The following is an 18,174-nucleotide window of genomic DNA, read 5'->3' as shown; positions in this document are numbered from 1 at the left end:
GGGTCAGGCGACGGCCACGACGTCGAGGATGCGCTGAATCACACGATCCTGATCGATACCTGCGGCTTCGGCTTCGAACGACAGGATGATCCTGTGGCGCAGCACATCGAACAGCACCGCCTGAATGTCCTCGGGGCTGACGAAGTCGCGTCCGGCCAGCCAGGCATGGGCGCGGGCACAGCGGTCCAGCGAAATGGAGCCGCGCGGGCTAGCCCCGTAGGCAATCCATTCGGCGAGTTCTGGGTCGAATTTGGCGGGCGTGCGGGTAGCCATGACCAGCTGCACCAGGTATTCCTCGACCGCATCGGCCATGTAAAGCCCGAGGATTTCCTTGCGTGCGGCAAAGATCGCCTGCTGGCTGACCCGGCGTTCAGGTTTGGTTTCGCCATTGAGGGCTTCCCCACGGGCCTGCTGAAGGATCTTGCGTTCGACGGCCGCATCCGGGAAGCCGATCTTGACGTGCATCAGAAAGCGGTCGAGCTGGGCTTCGGGCAGTGGGTAAGTGCCTTCCTGCTCGATAGGGTTCTGGGTCGCCATAACCAGAAACAGGGGAGACAGGTCATAGGTGCTGCGACCGACGCTGACCTGCCGCTCGGCCATGGCTTCAAGCAGCGCCGACTGGACCTTGGCCGGGGCACGGTTGATTTCGTCCGCCAGCACCAGGTTGTGGAAGATAGGCCCTTGCTGGAACACGAAACTGCCGGTTTCGGGACGGTAGATTTCCGTGCCGGTGATGTCGGCGGGCAGCAGGTCGGGGGTGAACTGGATGCGGTGGAACTGCGCTTCGATGCCTTCCGCCAGTTCCTTGATGGCCTTGGTCTTGGCCAGACCAGGGGCGCCTTCGACCAGCATGTGGCCGTCCGCGAGCAGGGCAATGAGCAGGCGTTCGATCAGCTTTTCCTGGCCCAGGATCTGCGTTGAAAGAAATGTTCGCAGCGCTATCAGCGCTTCACGATGCTCCATCGGTGACGGTTCCTGGCAGGATTATCAGCTGTGTCGGGTGACCGCTGAGCTGGGGGCGATACTTTAATCCATCCAGGCAGGTATCGACTAACGGCTCCAGCGTTTTTTATCGCATTTAGAGACTGGTACGTCACTTATTTAAGAATTGTCCTACGTGTTTTGTCGACATCGCGTAGGGCTGGCAGCGCTTTCATCCCAGACGATAGAAGTTTGTCGCGTTTTCCCAAAGAGCCTGCCGGGCGCCATTTTCGCCTAATGCATCTGTCAGCAACTCGATATCGTCGGCCTGGAAAGGACGCAGCGCCCGGGTCGATGGCAGGTCGGTGCCAAACATCAGGGCGCAGGGGTTGGCGGCATGAATGTCTCTGAGCGCGTCTCGAACAGGGAAGTCCACGCGACCGAAGCCGCAGGCTTTGACCCGCACGCCGCGTTCGGCCAATCGCAGCACGACGGACAGTCCTTCGGCGCTCAATCCAAGATGATCAATGCTGATTGCCGGCAATCTAAGCAAACGCGCTTCTATTTCAGCCAGCTCACGAGAGTCTATGTACAGTTCCGAATGCCAGCCAACGCGCTCATGAGCGCGCAGGGCGAGGGCTTCAAGCTGGTCGAGTTGTTCAGAACCGCCACGTTTCAGGTTGAAGCGCAGCGCACGCACCCCGGCCGCATTCAGGGTATCCAGTTCGGTATCGGTCACGCTGGCCGGCAACTGGGTAACGCCTACGAAGGCTGGGCCGAGGCTGTTCAGCGCGGCGAGCAGATAGCCTTGATCGAAGCCTTGAAAGGAGCCGGACACCACCGCGCCACCCTGAACACCCAGCGGTTTGACGCTCGCCAGGTAGTCGCTGACCCCGAACGGGTCCGGTAGATAACCGTTATTGGCGATCAAGGAGAAGCGCGGGTCGATGATGTGGCAGTGGGCATCGAAGATCATGGTCAGCTCCTTGATGTAGAAGTCCTCACTCTAGCGGCTTTTTCTCGTCAATCGACTGCGCTGACGTATTCACCCACGTTGGTCATGATGATGTGTAACGTTCTGTGAACCTCTGCCAGTTCGTCCGCGTCTGTACCGTGGATGATTTCGAATTGTTCGTGGCCCTTCAGTTGCCTGGCGTCTGCGGGTGCGATTTCCACCAGCAGACGCTGGGCGCCGAAGGTGACTTTCAGGTTGGAGACGTTGTGCGATGTGTCATCGCCGACGGTTATTTCCACTTCATTTTCATCCGGGAAACGGGTCAGGGAGAACAGATCGCCGCCTTCTCCGTGGCAGCACAGCAGTGCCATGTTGTCGTATTCGTCGTCGCAGGCGTTGGCGATGAGGGTGACCGTCTTGATTTGCATGTGTTTTCCAGTGCTGTTGAGCGGGCGTAAGGTGGGTTTTGCCAGCACCGGCCCCGAATTGTCGGCCTGTGTTGGCACTGCTGCGCGTATCTTAGCGTGGGTCGATGACCGAATATGTCGCAGCTTCGTAAGCAGTGTGCGGTCAGCTCTCGTTAAGCTGCATGGCAGACGAGTGGTGTACGGTGTCCGCCATGTGTACGTTTTTTTATCCCCGCATTCAAATGTGACTACCCTGACACAGCGGGCGTTAGTACTTTAGCCTTACACTCGACCAGGAGGGTCCACGCAATTGAGTGCGCAGAAACCCCCGGTCTCAACACCTTCTTCAAGCCTCCCCAATAAAAGCCAAAGCGGAGTACCACAGATGGCGTTCTTCACCGCAGCCAGCAAGGCCGACTTCCAGCATCAACTGCAAGCGGCACTGGCTCAGCACATCAGCGAACAGGCACTGCCACAAGTGGCGCTGTTTGCCGAGCAATTCTTCGGCATCATTTCCCTTGACGAGCTCACCCAGCGGCGCTTGTCCGACCTGGCAGGCTGCACCTTGTCTGCTTGGCGTCTGCTCGAGCGTTTCGAACATGCTCATCCGCAGGTACGCGTCTACAACCCTGATTACGAGCGCCATGGCTGGCAATCGACTCACACCGCCGTCGAAGTGCTGCATCATGACCTGCCGTTTCTGGTCGACTCCGTCCGCACCGAGCTGAACCGTCGCGGCTACAGCATTCATACCCTGCAGACAACTGTGCTGAGCGTGCGCCGTGGTGCTGGCGGCGAGCTGATCGAGCTGCTGCCCAAAGGCACTACAGGCGAGGACGTGCTGCAGGAGTCTCTGATGTATCTGGAGATCGACCGCTGCTCCAACGCCAGCGAGTTGAACGTGCTGGCTCGCGAGCTTGAGCAGGTGCTGGGCGAGGTGCGTGCTGCCGTTGAAGACTTCGGCCCGATGAAGGCGCGTTTGCACGATTTGCTGGCAAGTATCGATGCCAATGAGTCGAATACCGACGTCGAAGAGAAGGCCGAGATCAAGGTTTTCCTGGATTGGCTGGTGGACAACCACTTCACCTTTCTGGGTTACGAAGAGTTCGAAGTGCGCACCGACGCCAATGGCGGCCAGCTGGTGTATGAAGAATCCTCTTTCCTGGGCCTCACCAAGCTGCTGCGTCCCGGGCTGAGTCAAGAAGAGCTGCACATCGAAGACTACGCGGTGAAATACCTGCAGGAGCCGGTGTTGCTGTCGTTTGCCAAGGCTGCGCACCCGAGCCGTGTTCATCGTCCGGCATACCCTGACTTCGTCTCGATCCGGCAGATCGACACCTCTGGCAAAGTCGTCAAGGAATGTCGCTTCATGGGCCTCTACACCTCGTCGGTGTACGGCGAAAGCGTGCGGCAGATCCCGTATATCCGCCGCAAGGTTGCCGAGGTCGAGCGCCGCTCCGGCTTCGATGCCAAGGCGCATTTGGGCAAGGAGCTGGCGCAGGTGGTCGAAGTGTTGCCACGCGACGACCTGTTCCAGACACCTGTGGACGAGCTGTTCACCACGGTCATGTCCATCGTGCAGATTCAGGAGCGCAACAAGATCCGCGTGTTCCTGCGCAAAGACCCGTACGGTCGTTTCTGCTACTGCCTTGCCTATGTACCGCGCGACGTCTATTCCACCGAAGTGCGTCAGAAGATCCAGCAGGTATTGATGGATCGTCTGAAGGCCAGCGACTGCGAGTTCTGGACGTTCTTCTCCGAGTCGGTGCTGGCGCGGGTGCAGTTGATCCTGCGTGTAGACCCGAAGATCAATCTGGAAATCGACGTTGCCCAGCTGGAAAACGAAGTCATCCAGGCCTGCCGTTCGTGGAAAGACGACTACGCCAGCCTGGTCATAGAGAGCTTCGGCGAAGCCCACGGCACCAACGTACTGGCTGATTTTCCGAAAGGCTTCCCCGCCGGCTACCGCGAGCGCTTTGCGGCGCATTCGGCGGTGGTCGACATGCAGCATGTGCTTAGCCTCAGCGAAACCAACCCGCTGGTGATGAGTTTCTACCAGCCGCTGGCCGGTGGTCGTCAGCAGCTGCATTGCAAGCTGTATCACGCCGACACGCCGCTAGCGCTGTCCGACGTGTTGCCGATTCTTGAAAACCTCGGCCTGCGCGTGCTGGGCGAGTTTCCTTACCGTCTGCACCATGCCAACGGTCGTGAGTTCTGGATTCACGACTTCGCCTTCACCTACGGCGAAGGTTTGAGCCTCGATATCCAGCAGCTTAATGACACCCTGCAGGACGCATTTGTGCACATCGTGAGCGGCGACGCCGAAAACGATGCGTTCAACCGACTGGTTCTGACTGCCGGCCTGCCATGGCGTGATGTGGCTCTGCTGCGCGCCTATGCGCGCTACCTGAAGCAGATTCGCCTGGGCTTCGACTTGGGCTACATTGCGACCACGCTCAATAACCACACTGACATCGCCCGCGAGCTGACGCGTCTGTTCAAGACCCGTTTCTACCTGGCCCGCAAGCTGGGTTCGGACGATCTGGACGACAAGCAATTGCGTCTGGAACAAGCCATTCTGACCGCTCTGGACGATGTTCAGGTGCTCAACGAAGACCGCATACTGCGTCGCTATCTGGACCTGATCAAGGCAACGCTGCGGACCAACTTCTATCAAGCGGACGCAAACGGGCAGAGCAAGAGCTATTTCAGCTTCAAGTTCAACCCGCGCCTGATCCCCGAGCTGCCAAAGCCTGTACCCAAGTTCGAGATTTTCGTCTATTCGCCGCGCGTCGAGGGCGTGCATCTGCGCTTCGGTAATGTGGCCCGTGGCGGCCTGCGCTGGTCGGACCGCGAGGAAGACTTCCGCACCGAGGTGCTTGGTCTCGTGAAAGCCCAGCAGGTGAAAAACTCGGTCATCGTGCCGGTCGGCGCCAAGGGCGGTTTCGTGCCGCGTCGCCTGCCGACCACTGGCAACCGTGATGAAATTCAGGCCGAAGCGATCGCCTGCTACCGCATCTTCATTTCCGGTTTGCTGGACATCACCGACAACCTCAAGGAAGGCGTGCTGGTACCGCCGGTCAACGTGGTGCGCCACGATGACGACGATCCGTATCTGGTGGTGGCTGCCGACAAGGGCACCGCGACCTTCTCGGACATTGCCAATGGCATTGCCATCGATTACGGATTCTGGCTGGGTGATGCATTCGCGTCCGGCGGTTCGGCGGGTTACGACCACAAGAAGATGGGCATCACTGCCAAGGGCGCGTGGGTCGGTGTGCAGCGTCACTTCCGTGAACGCGACATCAATGTCCAGCAGGACAGCATCAGTGTGATCGGCATCGGCGACATGGCCGGTGACGTATTCGGCAACGGCTTGCTGATGTCCGACAAGCTGCAACTGGTTGCAGCGTTCAACCATCTGCACATCTTCATCGACCCGAACCCGGACCCGGTCACCAGCTTCGCCGAGCGCGAGCGCCTGTTCAATCTGCCGCGTTCGTCCTGGACCGATTACGACACCAGCATCATGTCTGCCGGCGGCGGGATCTTCCCGCGCAGCCTCAAGAGCATCGCCATCACCGAGCAGATGAAGGCGCGTTTTGACATCAAGGCTGACAAGCTGACCCCGACCGAACTGCTGCACGCGCTGCTCAAGGCGCCAGTCGATCTGTTGTGGAACGGCGGTATCGGTACTTACGTCAAGTCCAGCGAAGAGTCGCATGCCGATGTGGGCGACAAGGCCAACGACGCGCTGCGTGTCGACGGCAACGAGCTGCGCTGCAAGGTAGTGGGTGAGGGCGGCAACCTGGGCATGACCCAACTGGGCCGTGTCGAGTTCGGTCTGAACGGCGGCGCGACCAACACCGACTTCATCGATAACGCCGGTGGTGTGGACTGCTCCGACCACGAAGTGAACATCAAGATCCTGCTCAACGAAGTGGTGCAGGCTGGTGACATGACCGAGAAGCAGCGTAACCAACTGCTCGAAAGCATGACCGACGAAGTGGGCCACCTGGTACTTGGCAACAACTACAAGCAGACGCAGGCGTTGTCGCTGGCTGCACGCCGGGCCTATGAGCGGATTGCCGAATACAAGCGTCTGATGAATGACCTTGAAGCGCGTGGCAAGCTGGACCGTGCCATCGAGTTTCTGCCCGCCGAAGACCAGATCGCCGAGCGCATTGCGGCCGGTCAGGGGCTGAGCCGCGCCGAGCTGTCGGTGCTGATTTCCTACAGCAAGATCGATCTCAAGGAAGCGTTGCTGGAATCCCGCGTGCCGGATGATGACTATCTGACGCGTGACATGGAAACCGCGTTCCCGCCGTCACTGGGCGCCAGGTTTTCCACTGCCATGCGTGGGCATCGCCTGAAGCGCGAAATCGTCAGCACCCAGATTGCCAACGATCTGGTCAACCACATGGGCATCACCTTCGTGCAGCGGCTCAAAGAGTCGACCGGCATGAGCGCGGCGTCTGTGGCGGGTGCTTACGTGATCGTGCGGGACATCTTCCACCTGCCGCACTGGTTCCGTCAGATCGAGGCGCTGGACTACAAGGTTCCGGCTGAAATCCAGCTGGCGCTGATGGACGAGCTGATGCGTCTGGGGCGTCGTGCCACTCGCTGGTTCTTGCGCAGCCGTCGCAACGAACTGGATGCCGGACGTGACGTCGCGCACTTCGGTCCGCACCTCGCCGCGCTGGGTCTCAAGCTTGACGAACTGTTGGAGGGGCCGACACGTGAGGTCTGGCAGGCGCGTTATCAGGCTTATGTCGAGGCCGGTGTGCCGGAATTGCTGGCGCGCATGGTTGCCGGTACGACTCACCTGTACACGCTGTTGCCGATCATCGAAGCCTCCGACGTCACCGGGCAGAACGCTGCCGATGTGGCCAAGGCTTACTTCGCCGTAGGCAGCGCGCTGGACATTACCTGGTACTTGCAGCAGATCAGCAGCCTGCCCGTGGAAAACAACTGGCAGGCACTGGCGCGTGAAGCGTTCCGCGACGATGTCGACTGGCAGCAACGGGCGATCACTGTTTCGGTTCTGCAAATGGCGGAAGGTCCATCGGAAATCGATGCGCGTCTGGCCCTGTGGCTGGAACAGCATTCGCTGATGGTCGACCGCTGGCGTGCCATGCTGGTCGAGCTCCGTGCCGCGAGTGGCACGGACTACGCCATGTATGCTGTCGCTAACCGCGAACTGCTGGACCTGGCCATGAGCGGGCAGAGCCTCACGGTCTGATCCGCTTGTAACAGGTAGGTCCCTAAAAAAACCGCATCGAGAGATGCGGTTTTTTTGTGGTGCGCCAAGCATGGCGCGTTGCCCTGAGCGCAACCAGCTTGGCTGTGGTGGCCACGCAAGTCCTCTACGCACCCGGCAAGGGGATGTAGTGGTCAACTGATCCCGGACACGACGTTAAGTTTTTTCTCGTACTGAGCGGGTGCCAGTCCATTATTGAACTGGTGTGGCCGAACCCAGTTGTAGCGATGCATCAGATAATGACTGATATCCCGCTGTGCCTCTTGGGCCGTCATGTAGCCCACGGCGGGTATCCACTCGGTTTTCAAGCTGCGGAATACACGCTCCATCGGCGAGTTGTCGTAGCAATTACCTCGGCGACTCATGCTCTGGCGCATGCGGTATCGCCAAAGCCGCTGGCGAAACTGTCGGCTCCCATATTGGGAGCCCTGATCTGAGTGAAACAGCAGGCCCTGAGGCTTGCCGCGTTGCTCATAAGCCATGTCCAGCGCCTTGATGACCAAGTCCGTGTCCGGTTTGTTTGAAAACGCCCAGCCCACCACCCGACGCGCATAAAGATCCATAACCACCGCCAGGTAATGCCATTTTCCTTGCGCCCAGATGTAGGTGATGTCGCCACACCAAACCTGATTGGGCGCGGGTACATCGAACTGCCGATTCAAAATGTTCGGAATGTCAGGCCTCTCCACTGTTGCTTTTTTATAAGCATGAGAGCCAGGTTGCTTGCTGATTAATCCCAGTTCCCGCATCAGGCCACGTACCTTGAACCGGCCAATTTGCTCGCCATCTTCCTGCAATACCGAAACGATACTGCGGCTGCCAGCAGCGCTTCGACTTTGCCCGAACAGCTCATTGACTCGACTGAGTAAACGAACCCGCTCGGTGTCTGGAGCCCGACGCCGCTGGCAATGGTCGTAGTAGCACGAGCGAGGTGTCTCGAACATCTCGCACAGCAATTCGATCGGCTCATGGGCACCTAGCTGATCGATCAGCGCAAGCGCTCGTGTTCTTCCGACATCAAGAGCGCGGTAGCCTTTTTTAAAATGGATTTCTCCCGCTCAAGACGAGCGATGCGCGCTTCCAGCTCCTGAATTTTCTGCTGCTCGGGCGTCAGGGCTTTGCTCTGAGGCGTCACGCCATTGCGCTCCTGCTGGAGCTGGCTAACCCAGCGACGCAGCGCAGACTCGACCACTCCAAGCGAGCGAGAAGCTTCGACATGGCTATAACCTTGATCGAGCACGAGGCCTGCGGCCTCACGTTTGAATTCAGCGGAGAAGGTACGGCGTTGCTTGGTCATCAGACACCTCTATATCTGGCGATATTCTCGCCTAAATGAGTGTCCGGAATCATTAGACCACTACACTATTGCTGCAGAGTTGTCGGTATACAACGTCGTCCAGGGTGTCTATCCGGCTGAGAACGAGCGCTTTGACGCCTACCTGGTGACTGGCAGCAAAGCCGATTCGTTTGGCACCGACCCCTGGATTCAAGTCTTGAAAGGTTATTTGCTGGGCTTGTATCAGCGTGGCGAAAAACTTCTGGGCATCTGTTTCGGCCACCAGTTGCTGGCTTTGCTGCTGGGCGGCAGAACCGAGCGGGCTGCGCAGGGCTGGGGTGTGGGTATCCATCACTATCAGCTGGCGTCGGCCAGGCCGTGGATGACCCCGGGCATGGACAGGCTTACGCTGCTGATCAGTCATCAGGATCAGGTCACGGCTCTGCCAGCGCAGGCGACGGTCATTGCGTCCAGTGATTTCTGTCCGTTTGCGGCCTATCACATCAATGATCAAGTGCTGTGCTTCCAGGGACACCCTGAATTCATTCACGACTTTTCACGCAGCTTGCTGGAGCTTCGCTAGGAGGCGCTGGGCGAGCAGCTCTATCGGCAGGGTGTTGCCAGCCTGGATCATGACCACCACGGGGCGATTGTGGCTGAATGGATGATGCGCTTTGTGGCACACAGGCCCGAGGATCGGGCCTGATTCAAGCTTTATCTGCGAGCGATGGATGCTCCACGCTACAGCCATCCCGACCGTTTGAAACTGGCGAACAGCGCTGCGCAGCCACCGAAGATCACGCCCAGCACGATGAAGTAGCCGTAGTGCCAGGTGAGCTCGGGCATGTTCTCGAAGTTCATGCCATAGATCCCGGCAATCGCCGTCGGGAAGGCCAGAATCGCAGCCCAGCCAGCGAACTTGCGCTGCACGATGCTTTGTCGCGAGGACTCCAGCAGCAAGCCGATTTCTATGGTCTGGCTGGCGATGTCGCACAAATTGCCCAGGTCTTCCATCTGCCGCTTGACGTGAATCTCTACATCGCGGAAGTAGGGGCGCATGTTCTTGTCGATGAAAGGGAAACTGAGGCGCTGCAGTTCTTCGCCCACTTCAACCATCGGCGCCACGTAGCGACGCATCCGCAGCAGGTCGCGGCGCAGGGCATGAATGTGCTGGATGTCAGACTCACGCAATGAACCGCCGATCACGCTTTGCTCGAGCATCTCGAGCTCGGCGTGGATGGCTTCGGTTACCGGTTGATAGTTCTCGGTCACAAAATCCAGCAGGGCGTAGAGCACGAAATCTTCGCCGTGCTCCAGCAGCAGCGGTCGGGCTTCGCAACGCTGACGCACCAGCCCATAGGACTTGGAGTGGCCATTGCGCGACGTGATGATGTAGCCCTTGCCGGCAAATATGTGGGTCTCGATGAACAGCAGCTTGCCGTTATCGCGAACGGGTGCGTAGGTCACGATGAACAGCGCGTCGCCGAAGGTTTCAAGCTTCGGGCGACTGTGAACTTCCATCGCATCTTCAAGGGCCAGTTCATGCAGGTTGAACTGCTCTTTCAGACTGGTCAGTTCGTCTGCGCTGGGTTGTTCCAGGCCGATCCATACGAAGTGTTCAGGCTTGGCGGCCCAGGCAGCACCTTCTTCCAGACTGATATCGCGGACTTTCTTGCCTTTGCTGTATACCGCTGCTGCAACAACTCGACCCATGGTGCTATCACTTCTTCAATATGTCAGTGGCGCAAAGGTTCATGCGCGGTGCTGATCAGATTGATCAAATGCGGATGAGTTCGCCGTTAAGCAAAATCCCGCACATGCGGGCCAGCGTCGAGCATCAAAGCATGTTCTGGCGGTCCTGCTCAATGGCTGTCTCAAGCGTGTCGAGCAGCGCTTTTCTGACCTTTAGCTTGGTCTTCCTGTGCGCGCTCATATTGATTTTCTTCATTTGCCCAGCAACCGCCAGAGCGGCGTCCCGCAGTTCTTCGACGCTGACTACCTTGTCCAGAAAGCCTGCGGCCATCGCGCCTTCCGGATCGAACATCTCTGCATTGATCACGGAGCGGTTGAAAGCCGATTTACGCAGTCGATCGCGGGCCAGTTCGATACCGGCGTGGTGCATGGTCATGCCGATCTGCACTTCGTTGAGCCCTATGCTGAACGGGCCTGCAACGCCTATCCGGTAGTCGGCGGACAGCAGCAGAAACGCGCCCTTGGCAACGGCATGGCCGGGGCACGCGACGATGATCGGAAAGGGGTGCGACAGCATGCGCCGCGCGAGCGTCGAGCCTTGAGTGACCAAGTTGATGGCAGCTTCGGGACTCGATGTCATGACCTTGAGGTCGTAGCCACCCGAGAGAATACCGGGCTGACCGGTCAGGATAACGATTGCCCGGTCCTTCTCCGCCTGATCCAGGGCCGCATTGAACGCAACAATCATGTCTGGAGAAATGGCATTGACCTTGCCATTGTTCAGGGTCAGCGTGGCGACACCGTCGTCCAGAGAGTACGAGACCAGATCACTCATGGTGTGATTCCTTTATTGAAGTGAGCAGACGTTACTCATCCACAAAGACGAGGTAAAGCGCTGACTGCCGGGTCACGAAACAACGCGTGCGCTTATGTGCTCACGGCTGGATATCATTCAGGCCGCAATACTCGTCCCATTCCATGCCCAGTGCTTCTGCCACTTGGGCATGGGCCTCCAGACGCATGCTTTTCAGCTGTTCAGGTGATTCGGCAATCAATTCCAGTGCCAGCTCCCACGGCTCGATGCCCTGCGTCTCGGCCTCGTCCTCGAATGCCCATTGCAATTGCTGCTTTTGCTCCTTGGGGCTCAGCACGCTTATTTCATCTTTCAGGGTCGGATGGGCCGCGAGGTATTTCGCCAGCGCAGCCTCGTTCCACTCAAGTGTATTCATGCCTGTTCCTCATACTGTTTGATGGCCGGGCCGTGGTGATGGGCGACCCGACAAGACGGCGTGATTGTGCGCGAGCCGCTCATTGATGTCAGCAGCTGAACGCGACAATCGCCAGAGGGTCCGAGCATTTGTGACCAATCAATCAAGAGGACATCGATATGATCAAAGTCAGCGTGCTGTATGCGTATGAAGAGGGCGCCCGTTTCAACCATGATTACTATCGCGACAACCACTTGCCACTGGTGCAGGAACTGATGGGTGACTACTGCAAGGGCTACAGTGTCGACAGAGGTATCGGTGGTGCTACGCCAGGTTCGGACCCAGCGTACATCGCCATGTGCCATATCTATTGCGATTCCATCGAAGACTTCGAAGCCGGGATGGGGCCGCACTCAAAGCGGATTAATGGCGACATTATCAACTACACCGACCTGATCCCCGAGATACAGATAAGTGAAGTGCGTGCAGAGGTCAAAAACGCTCAGTAAGTTACCGGGCGCCATCCTGGCGAGCCGTTTGTTTTTTTGAGGACATGCCGCCCGAAGGATCGAAGCACTGACTGTTGTAGAGCGGGCTCTGACATTGCGAAGGCACGTTCGGTGCTGGAGGGCGGTTTCGCTGATAGGCCTTGTAGCGCTCCGTTTCGTACACTGTCACACGAGTGCGACCGCCGACCTTCAGGTATTCAGTGGCCTTGAGGTTGGTCTTGTGCACGTAATCCAGCGGCTCGCCCTCGCGCCGTATGTTCGGCGGCCCCTGACGCTGCAGCGCGCTTTGTGCAGTTTCATCGCAGGGGATCGACGCATAGCTCACCTTGCCCTGCGGCGACGTGCATTTGAATATCTCGCTGTGCGCAGTGTTCGCAGCCACCAAGGCTGCCAAGGCAAGTGTGATTGAAAGCCTTTTCATGGTTTCTCCCTATATGGCGCAAGGCTACCAGTTGCTTCCAGGTGTCGCCAGACCCTCTTGCTGCAAGGGGCCGTTCGTCAGTCGCGTCGCACGGTTATACCGATTTGCTTTCTGAACATCAGGTTCTGAATTTCAACAGTGGAGGCGCATATGACCGGCACACCGCCAGGCAACAACGAAGACAAGAATCATCCGGGCTTTGATGAAGAGTCACCGAAGACCAAAGACCCGCAAATCGACCCGACCGAGCCTGCAAAGACTCCGGCCAGTGATAAGGGCAGCAAGGATGACTACCCTCCATACACGCCCGACAAGTAATTGACCGATTGCCCTTGGTGAGCACCGAGGGCAATTCGTTTTCCGGCTTTTGCTACTTGTTTGCATCCAGGTATTCGAGCAGATCTTCCATTTTTTCATCGCTGCCCATCCACCATAGTTTCATCCGCGTACCAGGCACGACCTCGCTGGGGTCCTTGATGTAGGTGCGCAATTCTTCTCGATTCCAGACCACCCCGGAATTTTTCATTGCGTCGGTATAGACATAGCCTTCCTGCTGCCCCGCCTGCCGACCAATGATGCCGTTCAGTGGCGGGCCAAAAGCGCTGCGTGCTGAAGGGCCTATCTTGTGGCAGCCGGAGCACAGCCGCGTAAAGACCGCTTTGCCGGCTTCCGCATCCCCTGCACCTTGTGCAGGCGAGTGCAGCATCAAGGCCAACACCAATAACGCCGTCTTTTTCATCCATACCCCCTCGCGCATCCGGCCATTTGGTCAAAAGCGGCGAATCTTAACGCAGTTTTCTTCCGCTCACTTGCTGGCAGGCACCTGACTCGCCAGTTCATCGAAGTCACGCTTGTAACTCGCCATCTCGGCTGCACTGACGAAACTCTGTTCGAGCACCAGCTTTTTCGCTCCGGCCTCGAGACTGTCCAGTTGATGGAGAAAACGTTTCTTTTTTCTGGCTTCCATTCGTACGCCCGCCGCGTCGATTGACTGGCGAAGCTCTTGCGCACGGGTGTGGACAAATTCCTGCCCGCGTCGATCAACCGTCAGGCCATTGTTCTCGAGGTAGCCTTCCAGCCCGGTCTTTTTCAACACCAGCCAAAGAGCCTGATCCGGAGTGAATGTGCCTTTGAATTTTTTCACTTTTTTGCTGCTGTCCGCGCCGAGATTGACGTTGATCGGGCATCCGGAGCGATGAGCCAGTTGCTGCAGCGCCTCGTCCAGGCGTTGCGATGGCATGTCGTAGGCGACAGGGGCCATTTGACACGCGGCATAGGCCGGAGCACCTGCCATGCACGCAACGGTGAGGGCCAGCATTTTCAGGGTTTTTTTCATGTTTGCAGGGTTTTCATCTGAATGGACAGGGCTTGGAAATCGTTTTCTGCTGGATGTTCCCTATCTGCCCGACGCATGCGAGAGCCGTCGTGTGCGGTGTATACCAAAACCTGTGAGGCGCATGGCAAAGAGGTCGTGCTCAAATTGCGGACAAAGAAAAGCCCGCGATGGGGGGTAGCGGGCTTAAGGTCTTGCTGGGAATTGAGTTAACAATAAACCCGCGAACGTGAAAAAAGCGTGAACTGCCTGATACAAATTTAAAACAATTGAAATCAGGGTTCGCCGTCCCAGTAATCAAGGTTTTCAGAGGTCCGCTGGTTGGCGCTGAACACTCGGGTTCCGTTGGCTGAAACCATCGCCTGATACTTGCCTGAGTCCGGGTATTCACACACCTCCGGCGTCTCCCGCGTGCTGATGACAGGTATTTCAGCGGTGCCTGCGAAGTATTGATGATCTGGTGAGGGTATTCAGCGCCTGGCGGGATGAACACGATGTCGCCCGTCTTGATTGGCAGCAGCTCGCCTGCGACACGCAAACTGCCTTCGCCCTCGATGATCACGAACATTTCCTCCTGCGCATGATGAAAGTGATAAGGGCACGAGCGTTTGCCTGGCGCGACAACGTCAATCGAGGCCCCAAGCTTTTGCGCAGCGGTTCCCGTGCCGAGGCGGGCAGCTGCGCTTTCATACAGCGGCTCGCGAATTTCCTGTGCGAGTGGCGCCTCATTGAAGTTGCGGATCAGACGAGACGCCAAGTCACGTGCGCGTTCATTCATGTCGTCGAGGCTCTGAGAGTTCAGGAGAGAGTACTTTAGACCAGAGAGGGTGATGCGTTACAAGCCAGTGCCTTGATCAGCCAAAACAGCCTGCTGTAGTTGCGCAGTTCGGAAACCTATTGGCATAAAACTCGTCTACACTTCACATCACGATTTGGCCCTTTTCAGAGGACGCACCATGTTTTCAAAAACCGATATTCAGCGAGTTCTTGAAACAGCTTTTCTGCCTTCCCGGTGCGAGTGCGTCGTAGCGTCGAATGAAACCTTCTCAGTGAAGCTTCTGCACCCTCAATCAGGCGATATCCAGTTATACGTGATGGGGCTGTCTTTTTCCGAGGTAGAAAGCAGCAGATCCATCGCGCGGCTGGTGCTGTCCCTGAGAGAGCAGAGAGACCTCATGGGGCAGATGGAATTGTCCATGCGCCGACTGGCGTAGGGCGGGAGCGGACATTCCAGCACCGAGCTTGAGGTATGCCTGGAAACAGGCGAGTGTGCTGAGACAGTTGTAGTAGTCAGATGACACCGTGTACTGCGACATCCAGATGCCGGTGGCCGAAGGAAGAGAACTACTCCAGCGGGTTACCACGTTGCGAGGCTCTAAAGCCTACCCGAGCCTTGATAGGGTTCTCGAGCACATGCAGGACGAGTTCAGTGCCTCAATCGACATCGTTGATAACTCACTGACTTGGGGACACTGGCGCCAGTAAAACTCGCCACTCTCATAGAGTTTCTTTATCCCGCATACCCTGCTAGATGTCATTACCGGCATCGTACGGTCTTGGTACTCTCGGCACCGCTATGTTGATTCTGCGCCAGAAGGCTTCAGAGAAACTGTAAACCGAGAAAGCAATCAGCCCTGATATCATCATCACCATCAACTAACCAGTTGGAAGATTTTGGAGCGGGTCTGAAGCCTTTTTTTGGATCTTCAGCCCTGAGTTTCGCTCACTGCAAGGAATACAAATGAACGCGTTACCTTCAACCTCTCTGCCAAAGCACGTCAGACTGCTGGGTTATGGCGGTCTGTTGCCGTTTATTTTTCTAGCGCTGCTGATCCCGTTCTCTCTCGACTATCGGCCGTTGATTGCGATTGCGCTAGTTAACTATGGTGCAGTTATCCTGAGCTTCGTCGGAGCCTTGCACTGGGGTTTCGCCATGACCGCGCAAGACATGAGTGCCGAGCAGAGAAGCGCCCGGTTCGTCTGGAGTATCATTCCTGCGCTTATTGCCTGGATTGCCACGTTATTGCCAATGCCATTGGGTTGCTTGCTGTTGGTCATCGGCTTAGTTGCCCACCTCCGGCAGGACAGACGGCTGTTGCGGATTATTAGCTTGCCCGCCTGGTACCTGCCGATGCGGTTGCGGCTTACCCTAGTGGCTAGCGCCTGCTTATTGCTTGCCGCGATAGTTGAGGCGCTTCACTCGTGAAGTCTCCTGTGCCTGGCAGTGGGGCCAGGGCAAGCTTCAGGTGCTTGGCGAATTACTGTCAGCGTCGGGGAATGTGCATCGGCTGAGGTGCTTGAAATGGAGCGTCAAAGGCGGCGAGTTTCTCGGGATCTCACTGCAGTCTCGCGATGCAAAAGCGACTGCTGAAACATACAGGGTCGCCCCCAATCCTGAGCACTTCAGCAGTTTGATTGAATCTTTCAGACCCCAGAAACCACAAAACCCCTGAAATTCTTCAATGAATTCAGGGGTTTTGTGTGTTTCAAATATGGCGGTGAAGGAGGGATTCGAACCCTCGATACAATTTCTTGTATACACACTTTCCAGGCGTGCTCCTTAAGCCACTCGGACACCTCACCGTATCCCGACGACAACGTTGTGTCTGCCGAGGCGCGCTAATGTAGTCGAAAGCTTTTCTTAACGCAAAACTTTTTTTCAGATTTTTCATGTGGTTAAGCAAATAAATGCTTATTCGCCAGTAAATGGCTCAGGCAGGCGATGCGGCCCCGTTTCATGGGGCCGCCTGTCTCGGGGCGATCAGGCGCTGAAGCCGCCGTCGATGGTCAGGCTGGCGCCTGTGATGAAGCCAGCTTCAGGGCCGGCGAGGTAGGCAACAAAGCTGGCGATTTCTTCGCTTGTGCCGTAGCGGGGGAGCGCCATCAGCGCTTTCAGGCTTTCGGCGAATTCGCCTTGCGCCGGGTTCATGTCGGTGTCGACCGGGCCGGGCTGTACGTTGTTGACGGTGATGCCTTGCGGACCGAGGTCGCGGGCCATGCCTTTGGTGAGACCGATCAGGGCCGATTTGCTCATGGCATAGGTCGCGCCGCCGGCAAAGGGCATGCGGTCGGCGTTGGTGCTGCCGATGTTGATGATACGGCTGCCTTCCTCCATATGCCGGGCGGCTTCCTGACTGGCGATGAACACGCTGCGCACGTTGATGGCCAGCGTCCTGTCAAAATCCTCCATGCTGAATTCGTTGAGCGGGGCAATCGCCAGCACGCCTGCGTTATTAACCAGGATGTCCAGCCTGCCAAGGGTTTCGGCGGTGGTCTGCACCGCCTGGCGCAGAGCTTTCTCGTCAGCGCTGTCGGCATGAATAGCCAGTGCTCTTCCGCCGTTGGCATTGATGCTGTCTTGAATTTCCAGCGCATTGACTTCGGAGTTGGCATAGGTAAATGCCACTGCGGCGCCGTCTTTGGCCAGTCGCCGCACGATGGCTGCACCGATGCCACGTGAGCCGCCTTGCACCAGCGCTACTTTGCCAGCGAGTTTGAGGTGTTCGATCATGGTGTTCTCCTGTTGGGCCGGTCTCGGGCAAGCCTTGGCTTGTCGACGATTGCGACCAGAATAGACCCTGATTGCGATAGTCTTGCTGAACCAAAAGTTCGGACTGATTCATCATGGATATTCAAGGCAACTGCGCGTTGATCCTGATCGACCTGCAACAGGGCATCAATCACCCCAAGCTCGGGCGGCGCAATAACCCGCAGGCAGAGACGCATATCAGCGCGCTGCTTGACGCTTGGCGGCATTGCGGACGTCCGGTGATCCACGTGCGACATTTTTCGACATCGCCTGAGTCGGTGTTCTGGCCTGAGCAGTCTGGCGTCGAGTATCAATCGGCATTTCTGCCAAACGCCGATGAGCGTGAGCTGAGCAAGCAGGTGCCTGACGCATTTTGCGGGTCGTTTCTGGAGATGTGGCTGCGTTCTGACGGGATCAGGCAGGTGGTGATCGCGGGCGTGGTGACCAACAACTCCGTCGAATCTACTGCGCGCAGCGGTGGCAATCTGGGCTTTGAGGTGGTGGTGGCGCATGACGCCTGTTTCACCTTCGACCAAAAGGACTTCTTCGGCACGCCGCGCAGTGCCGAAGAGGTGCATGCGATGTCTCTGGCCAATCTGCACGGCGAATACGCCACGGTCTTGTCCACGGCGCAGATTCTTCAGTCCGTCACTGGAGAATAAG

At 57.5% G+C, this 18,174-nt stretch carries 17 protein-coding genes, 1 tRNA gene and 2 pseudogenes; 7 read left to right on the top strand and 13 right to left on the bottom strand.

All coding sequences use genetic code 11. The annotated features are described in order from the left end of the window. Window positions 1–3 precede the first annotated feature (3 nt). The 3 genes from I9H09_RS16335 to I9H09_RS16325 form a co-directional block, all read right to left on the bottom strand. On the bottom strand, window positions 4–963 hold the full coding sequence (locus I9H09_RS16335; protein WP_002554476.1) for an AAA family ATPase: 960 nt from the start codon (window positions 961–963) through the stop codon (window positions 4–6). Between the two features lie 190 nt (window positions 964–1,153). Beyond that, window positions 1,154–1,903 (bottom strand): amidohydrolase family protein, encoded by a 750-nt coding sequence (locus I9H09_RS16330; protein ID WP_122347596.1) that lies wholly within the window; start codon window positions 1,901–1,903, stop codon window positions 1,154–1,156. 41 nt (window positions 1,904–1,944) lie between these two features. Further along, window positions 1,945–2,304 (bottom strand): hypothetical protein, encoded by a 360-nt coding sequence (locus I9H09_RS16325; RefSeq protein WP_122347597.1) that lies wholly within the window; start codon window positions 2,302–2,304, stop codon window positions 1,945–1,947. Between the two features lie 364 nt (window positions 2,305–2,668). On the opposite strand from I9H09_RS16325, the gene I9H09_RS16320 reads away from it, so the two are divergent. Continuing rightward, window positions 2,669–7,525 carry an NAD-glutamate dehydrogenase gene (locus I9H09_RS16320; protein ID WP_122347598.1) on the top strand — a complete coding sequence of 1,619 codons (4,857 nt, stop codon included), beginning with the start codon at window positions 2,669–2,671 and terminating at the stop codon, window positions 7,523–7,525. A 152-nt stretch (window positions 7,526–7,677) separates the two neighbouring features. Here the strand turns inward: I9H09_RS16320 and I9H09_RS16315 are convergent. After that, window positions 7,678–8,840, bottom strand: a protein-coding gene (locus I9H09_RS16315; RefSeq protein ID WP_122346372.1) for an IS3 family transposase whose coding sequence is annotated in 2 segments (ribosomal slippage) — window positions 7,678–8,585 and window positions 8,585–8,840 — 1,164 coding nt in all. Because the reading frame shifts where the segments join, the coding sequence is not laid out codon by codon here. Window positions 8,841–8,907: 67 nt separating this feature from the next. Here I9H09_RS16315 and I9H09_RS16310 point away from each other — a divergent pair. Further along, window positions 8,908–9,525 (top strand): annotated as a pseudogene (locus tag I9H09_RS16310) (amidotransferase); the annotation flags it as partial. A gap of 35 nt (window positions 9,526–9,560) precedes the next feature. Here the strand turns inward: I9H09_RS16310 and I9H09_RS16305 are convergent. From I9H09_RS16305 to I9H09_RS16295, 3 genes are all read right to left on the bottom strand, one after another. Beyond that, complete coding sequence (locus I9H09_RS16305; protein ID WP_005887508.1) at window positions 9,561–10,532, bottom strand: magnesium and cobalt transport protein CorA; 972 nt, start codon at window positions 10,530–10,532, stop codon at window positions 9,561–9,563. Between the two features lie 124 nt (window positions 10,533–10,656). Then, window positions 10,657–11,346, bottom strand: coding sequence for a crotonase/enoyl-CoA hydratase family protein (locus tag I9H09_RS16300; protein ID WP_024690336.1), 690 nt, complete (start codon window positions 11,344–11,346; stop codon window positions 10,657–10,659). A gap of 100 nt (window positions 11,347–11,446) precedes the next feature. After that, window positions 11,447–11,740, bottom strand: coding sequence for a DUF6388 family protein (locus I9H09_RS16295; protein WP_005887510.1), 294 nt, complete (start codon window positions 11,738–11,740; stop codon window positions 11,447–11,449). A gap of 158 nt (window positions 11,741–11,898) precedes the next feature. Here I9H09_RS16295 and I9H09_RS16290 point away from each other — a divergent pair, with 158 nt between their 5' ends. Further along, window positions 11,899–12,228, top strand: coding sequence for an EthD family reductase (locus I9H09_RS16290; RefSeq protein ID WP_005887512.1), 330 nt, complete (start codon window positions 11,899–11,901; stop codon window positions 12,226–12,228). A 1-nt stretch (window position 12,229) separates the two neighbouring features. On the opposite strand, the gene I9H09_RS16285 is transcribed toward I9H09_RS16290, so the two are convergent. Continuing rightward, window positions 12,230–12,649: a DUF4124 domain-containing protein gene (locus I9H09_RS16285; protein WP_122346930.1), complete on the bottom strand. Its 420-nt coding sequence runs from the start codon at window positions 12,647–12,649 to the stop codon at window positions 12,230–12,232. Window positions 12,650–12,799: 150 nt separating this feature from the next. Here I9H09_RS16285 and I9H09_RS16280 point away from each other — a divergent pair, with 150 nt between their 5' ends. Continuing rightward, the gene (locus I9H09_RS16280) at window positions 12,800–12,967 is read left to right on the top strand and encodes a DUF6021 family protein (RefSeq protein ID WP_005887515.1); all 168 of its coding nucleotides are present in this window, start codon (window positions 12,800–12,802) and stop codon (window positions 12,965–12,967) included. 52 nt (window positions 12,968–13,019) lie between these two features. Here I9H09_RS16280 and I9H09_RS16275 read toward each other — a convergent pair whose 3' ends face one another. The 3 genes and pseudogenes from I9H09_RS16275 to I9H09_RS16265 form a co-directional block, all read right to left on the bottom strand. Then, window positions 13,020–13,388 carry a c-type cytochrome gene (locus I9H09_RS16275; RefSeq protein ID WP_005887516.1) on the bottom strand — a complete coding sequence of 123 codons (369 nt, stop codon included), beginning with the start codon at window positions 13,386–13,388 and terminating at the stop codon, window positions 13,020–13,022. Between the two features lie 66 nt (window positions 13,389–13,454). Then, the gene (locus I9H09_RS16270; RefSeq protein ID WP_053931334.1) at window positions 13,455–13,985 is read right to left on the bottom strand and encodes a hypothetical protein; all 531 of its coding nucleotides are present in this window, start codon (window positions 13,983–13,985) and stop codon (window positions 13,455–13,457) included. 272 nt (window positions 13,986–14,257) lie between these two features. Further along, window positions 14,258–14,760 (bottom strand): annotated as a pseudogene (locus tag I9H09_RS16265) (cupin domain-containing protein). A 178-nt stretch (window positions 14,761–14,938) separates the two neighbouring features. Between I9H09_RS16265 and I9H09_RS16260 the strand changes: the two are divergent. Continuing rightward, entirely contained in the window at window positions 14,939–15,196 is a 258-nt protein-coding gene (locus tag I9H09_RS16260) for a DUF1652 domain-containing protein (protein ID WP_005887520.1), read from the top strand. Window positions 15,197–15,723: 527 nt separating this feature from the next. Then, window positions 15,724–16,188, top strand: a complete 465-nt coding sequence (locus I9H09_RS16255) for a DUF3429 domain-containing protein (protein WP_122312723.1) — start codon at window positions 15,724–15,726, stop codon at window positions 16,186–16,188. A gap of 287 nt (window positions 16,189–16,475) precedes the next feature. On the opposite strand, the gene I9H09_RS16250 is transcribed toward I9H09_RS16255, so the two are convergent. Together I9H09_RS16250 and I9H09_RS16245 are read right to left on the bottom strand one after the other, a co-directional pair. Continuing rightward, window positions 16,476–16,565 (bottom strand) — tRNA-Ser (locus tag I9H09_RS16250). 178 nt (window positions 16,566–16,743) lie between these two features. Next, entirely contained in the window at window positions 16,744–17,493 is a 750-nt protein-coding gene (locus I9H09_RS16245) for a 3-oxoacyl-ACP reductase family protein (protein ID WP_005887522.1), read from the bottom strand. A gap of 113 nt (window positions 17,494–17,606) precedes the next feature. Here I9H09_RS16245 and I9H09_RS16240 point away from each other — a divergent pair, with 113 nt between their 5' ends. Beyond that, on the top strand, window positions 17,607–18,173 hold the full coding sequence (locus tag I9H09_RS16240; protein ID WP_005887523.1) for a cysteine hydrolase family protein: 567 nt from the start codon (window positions 17,607–17,609) through the stop codon (window positions 18,171–18,173). Window position 18,174: the final 1 nt, after the last annotated feature.

It is taken from the genome of Pseudomonas tremae, from assembly GCF_023278125.1.
In the GTDB taxonomy this organism is placed as follows: domain Bacteria; phylum Pseudomonadota; class Gammaproteobacteria; order Pseudomonadales; family Pseudomonadaceae; genus Aquipseudomonas; species Aquipseudomonas tremae.
This window is presented reverse-complemented; position numbering and strand designations above follow the sequence as displayed.

What these genes read in the sequence shown, in the direction of transcription:
- I9H09_RS16275 (WP_005887516.1), bottom strand. Translation starts at nt 13,388, where the DNA reads ATGAAAAAGACGGCGTTATTGGTGTTGGCCTTGATGCTGCACTCGCCT.
- I9H09_RS16285 (WP_122346930.1), bottom strand. Translation starts at nt 12,649, where the DNA reads ATGAAAAGGCTTTCAATCACACTTGCCTTGGCAGCCTTGGTGGCTGCG.
- I9H09_RS16280 (WP_005887515.1), top strand. Translation starts at nt 12,800, where the DNA reads ATGACCGGCACACCGCCAGGCAACAACGAAGACAAGAATCATCCGGGC.
- I9H09_RS16325 (WP_122347597.1), bottom strand. Translation starts at nt 2,304, where the DNA reads ATGCAAATCAAGACGGTCACCCTCATCGCCAACGCCTGCGACGACGAA.
- I9H09_RS16270 (WP_053931334.1), bottom strand. Translation starts at nt 13,985, where the DNA reads ATGAAAAAAACCCTGAAAATGCTGGCCCTCACCGTTGCGTGCATGGCA.
- I9H09_RS16255 (WP_122312723.1), top strand. Translation starts at nt 15,724, where the DNA reads ATGAACGCGTTACCTTCAACCTCTCTGCCAAAGCACGTCAGACTGCTG.
- I9H09_RS16320 (WP_122347598.1), top strand. Translation starts at nt 2,669, where the DNA reads ATGGCGTTCTTCACCGCAGCCAGCAAGGCCGACTTCCAGCATCAACTG.
- I9H09_RS16260 (WP_005887520.1), top strand. Translation starts at nt 14,939, where the DNA reads ATGTTTTCAAAAACCGATATTCAGCGAGTTCTTGAAACAGCTTTTCTG.
- I9H09_RS16295 (WP_005887510.1), bottom strand. Translation starts at nt 11,740, where the DNA reads ATGAATACACTTGAGTGGAACGAGGCTGCGCTGGCGAAATACCTCGCG.
- I9H09_RS16245 (WP_005887522.1), bottom strand. Translation starts at nt 17,493, where the DNA reads ATGATCGAACACCTCAAACTCGCTGGCAAAGTAGCGCTGGTGCAAGGC.
- I9H09_RS16240 (WP_005887523.1), top strand. Translation starts at nt 17,607, where the DNA reads ATGGATATTCAAGGCAACTGCGCGTTGATCCTGATCGACCTGCAACAG.
- I9H09_RS16300 (WP_024690336.1), bottom strand. Translation starts at nt 11,346, where the DNA reads ATGAGTGATCTGGTCTCGTACTCTCTGGACGACGGTGTCGCCACGCTG.
- I9H09_RS16335 (WP_002554476.1), bottom strand. Translation starts at nt 963, where the DNA reads ATGGAGCATCGTGAAGCGCTGATAGCGCTGCGAACATTTCTTTCAACG.
- I9H09_RS16305 (WP_005887508.1), bottom strand. Translation starts at nt 10,532, where the DNA reads ATGGGTCGAGTTGTTGCAGCAGCGGTATACAGCAAAGGCAAGAAAGTC.
- I9H09_RS16290 (WP_005887512.1), top strand. Translation starts at nt 11,899, where the DNA reads ATGATCAAAGTCAGCGTGCTGTATGCGTATGAAGAGGGCGCCCGTTTC.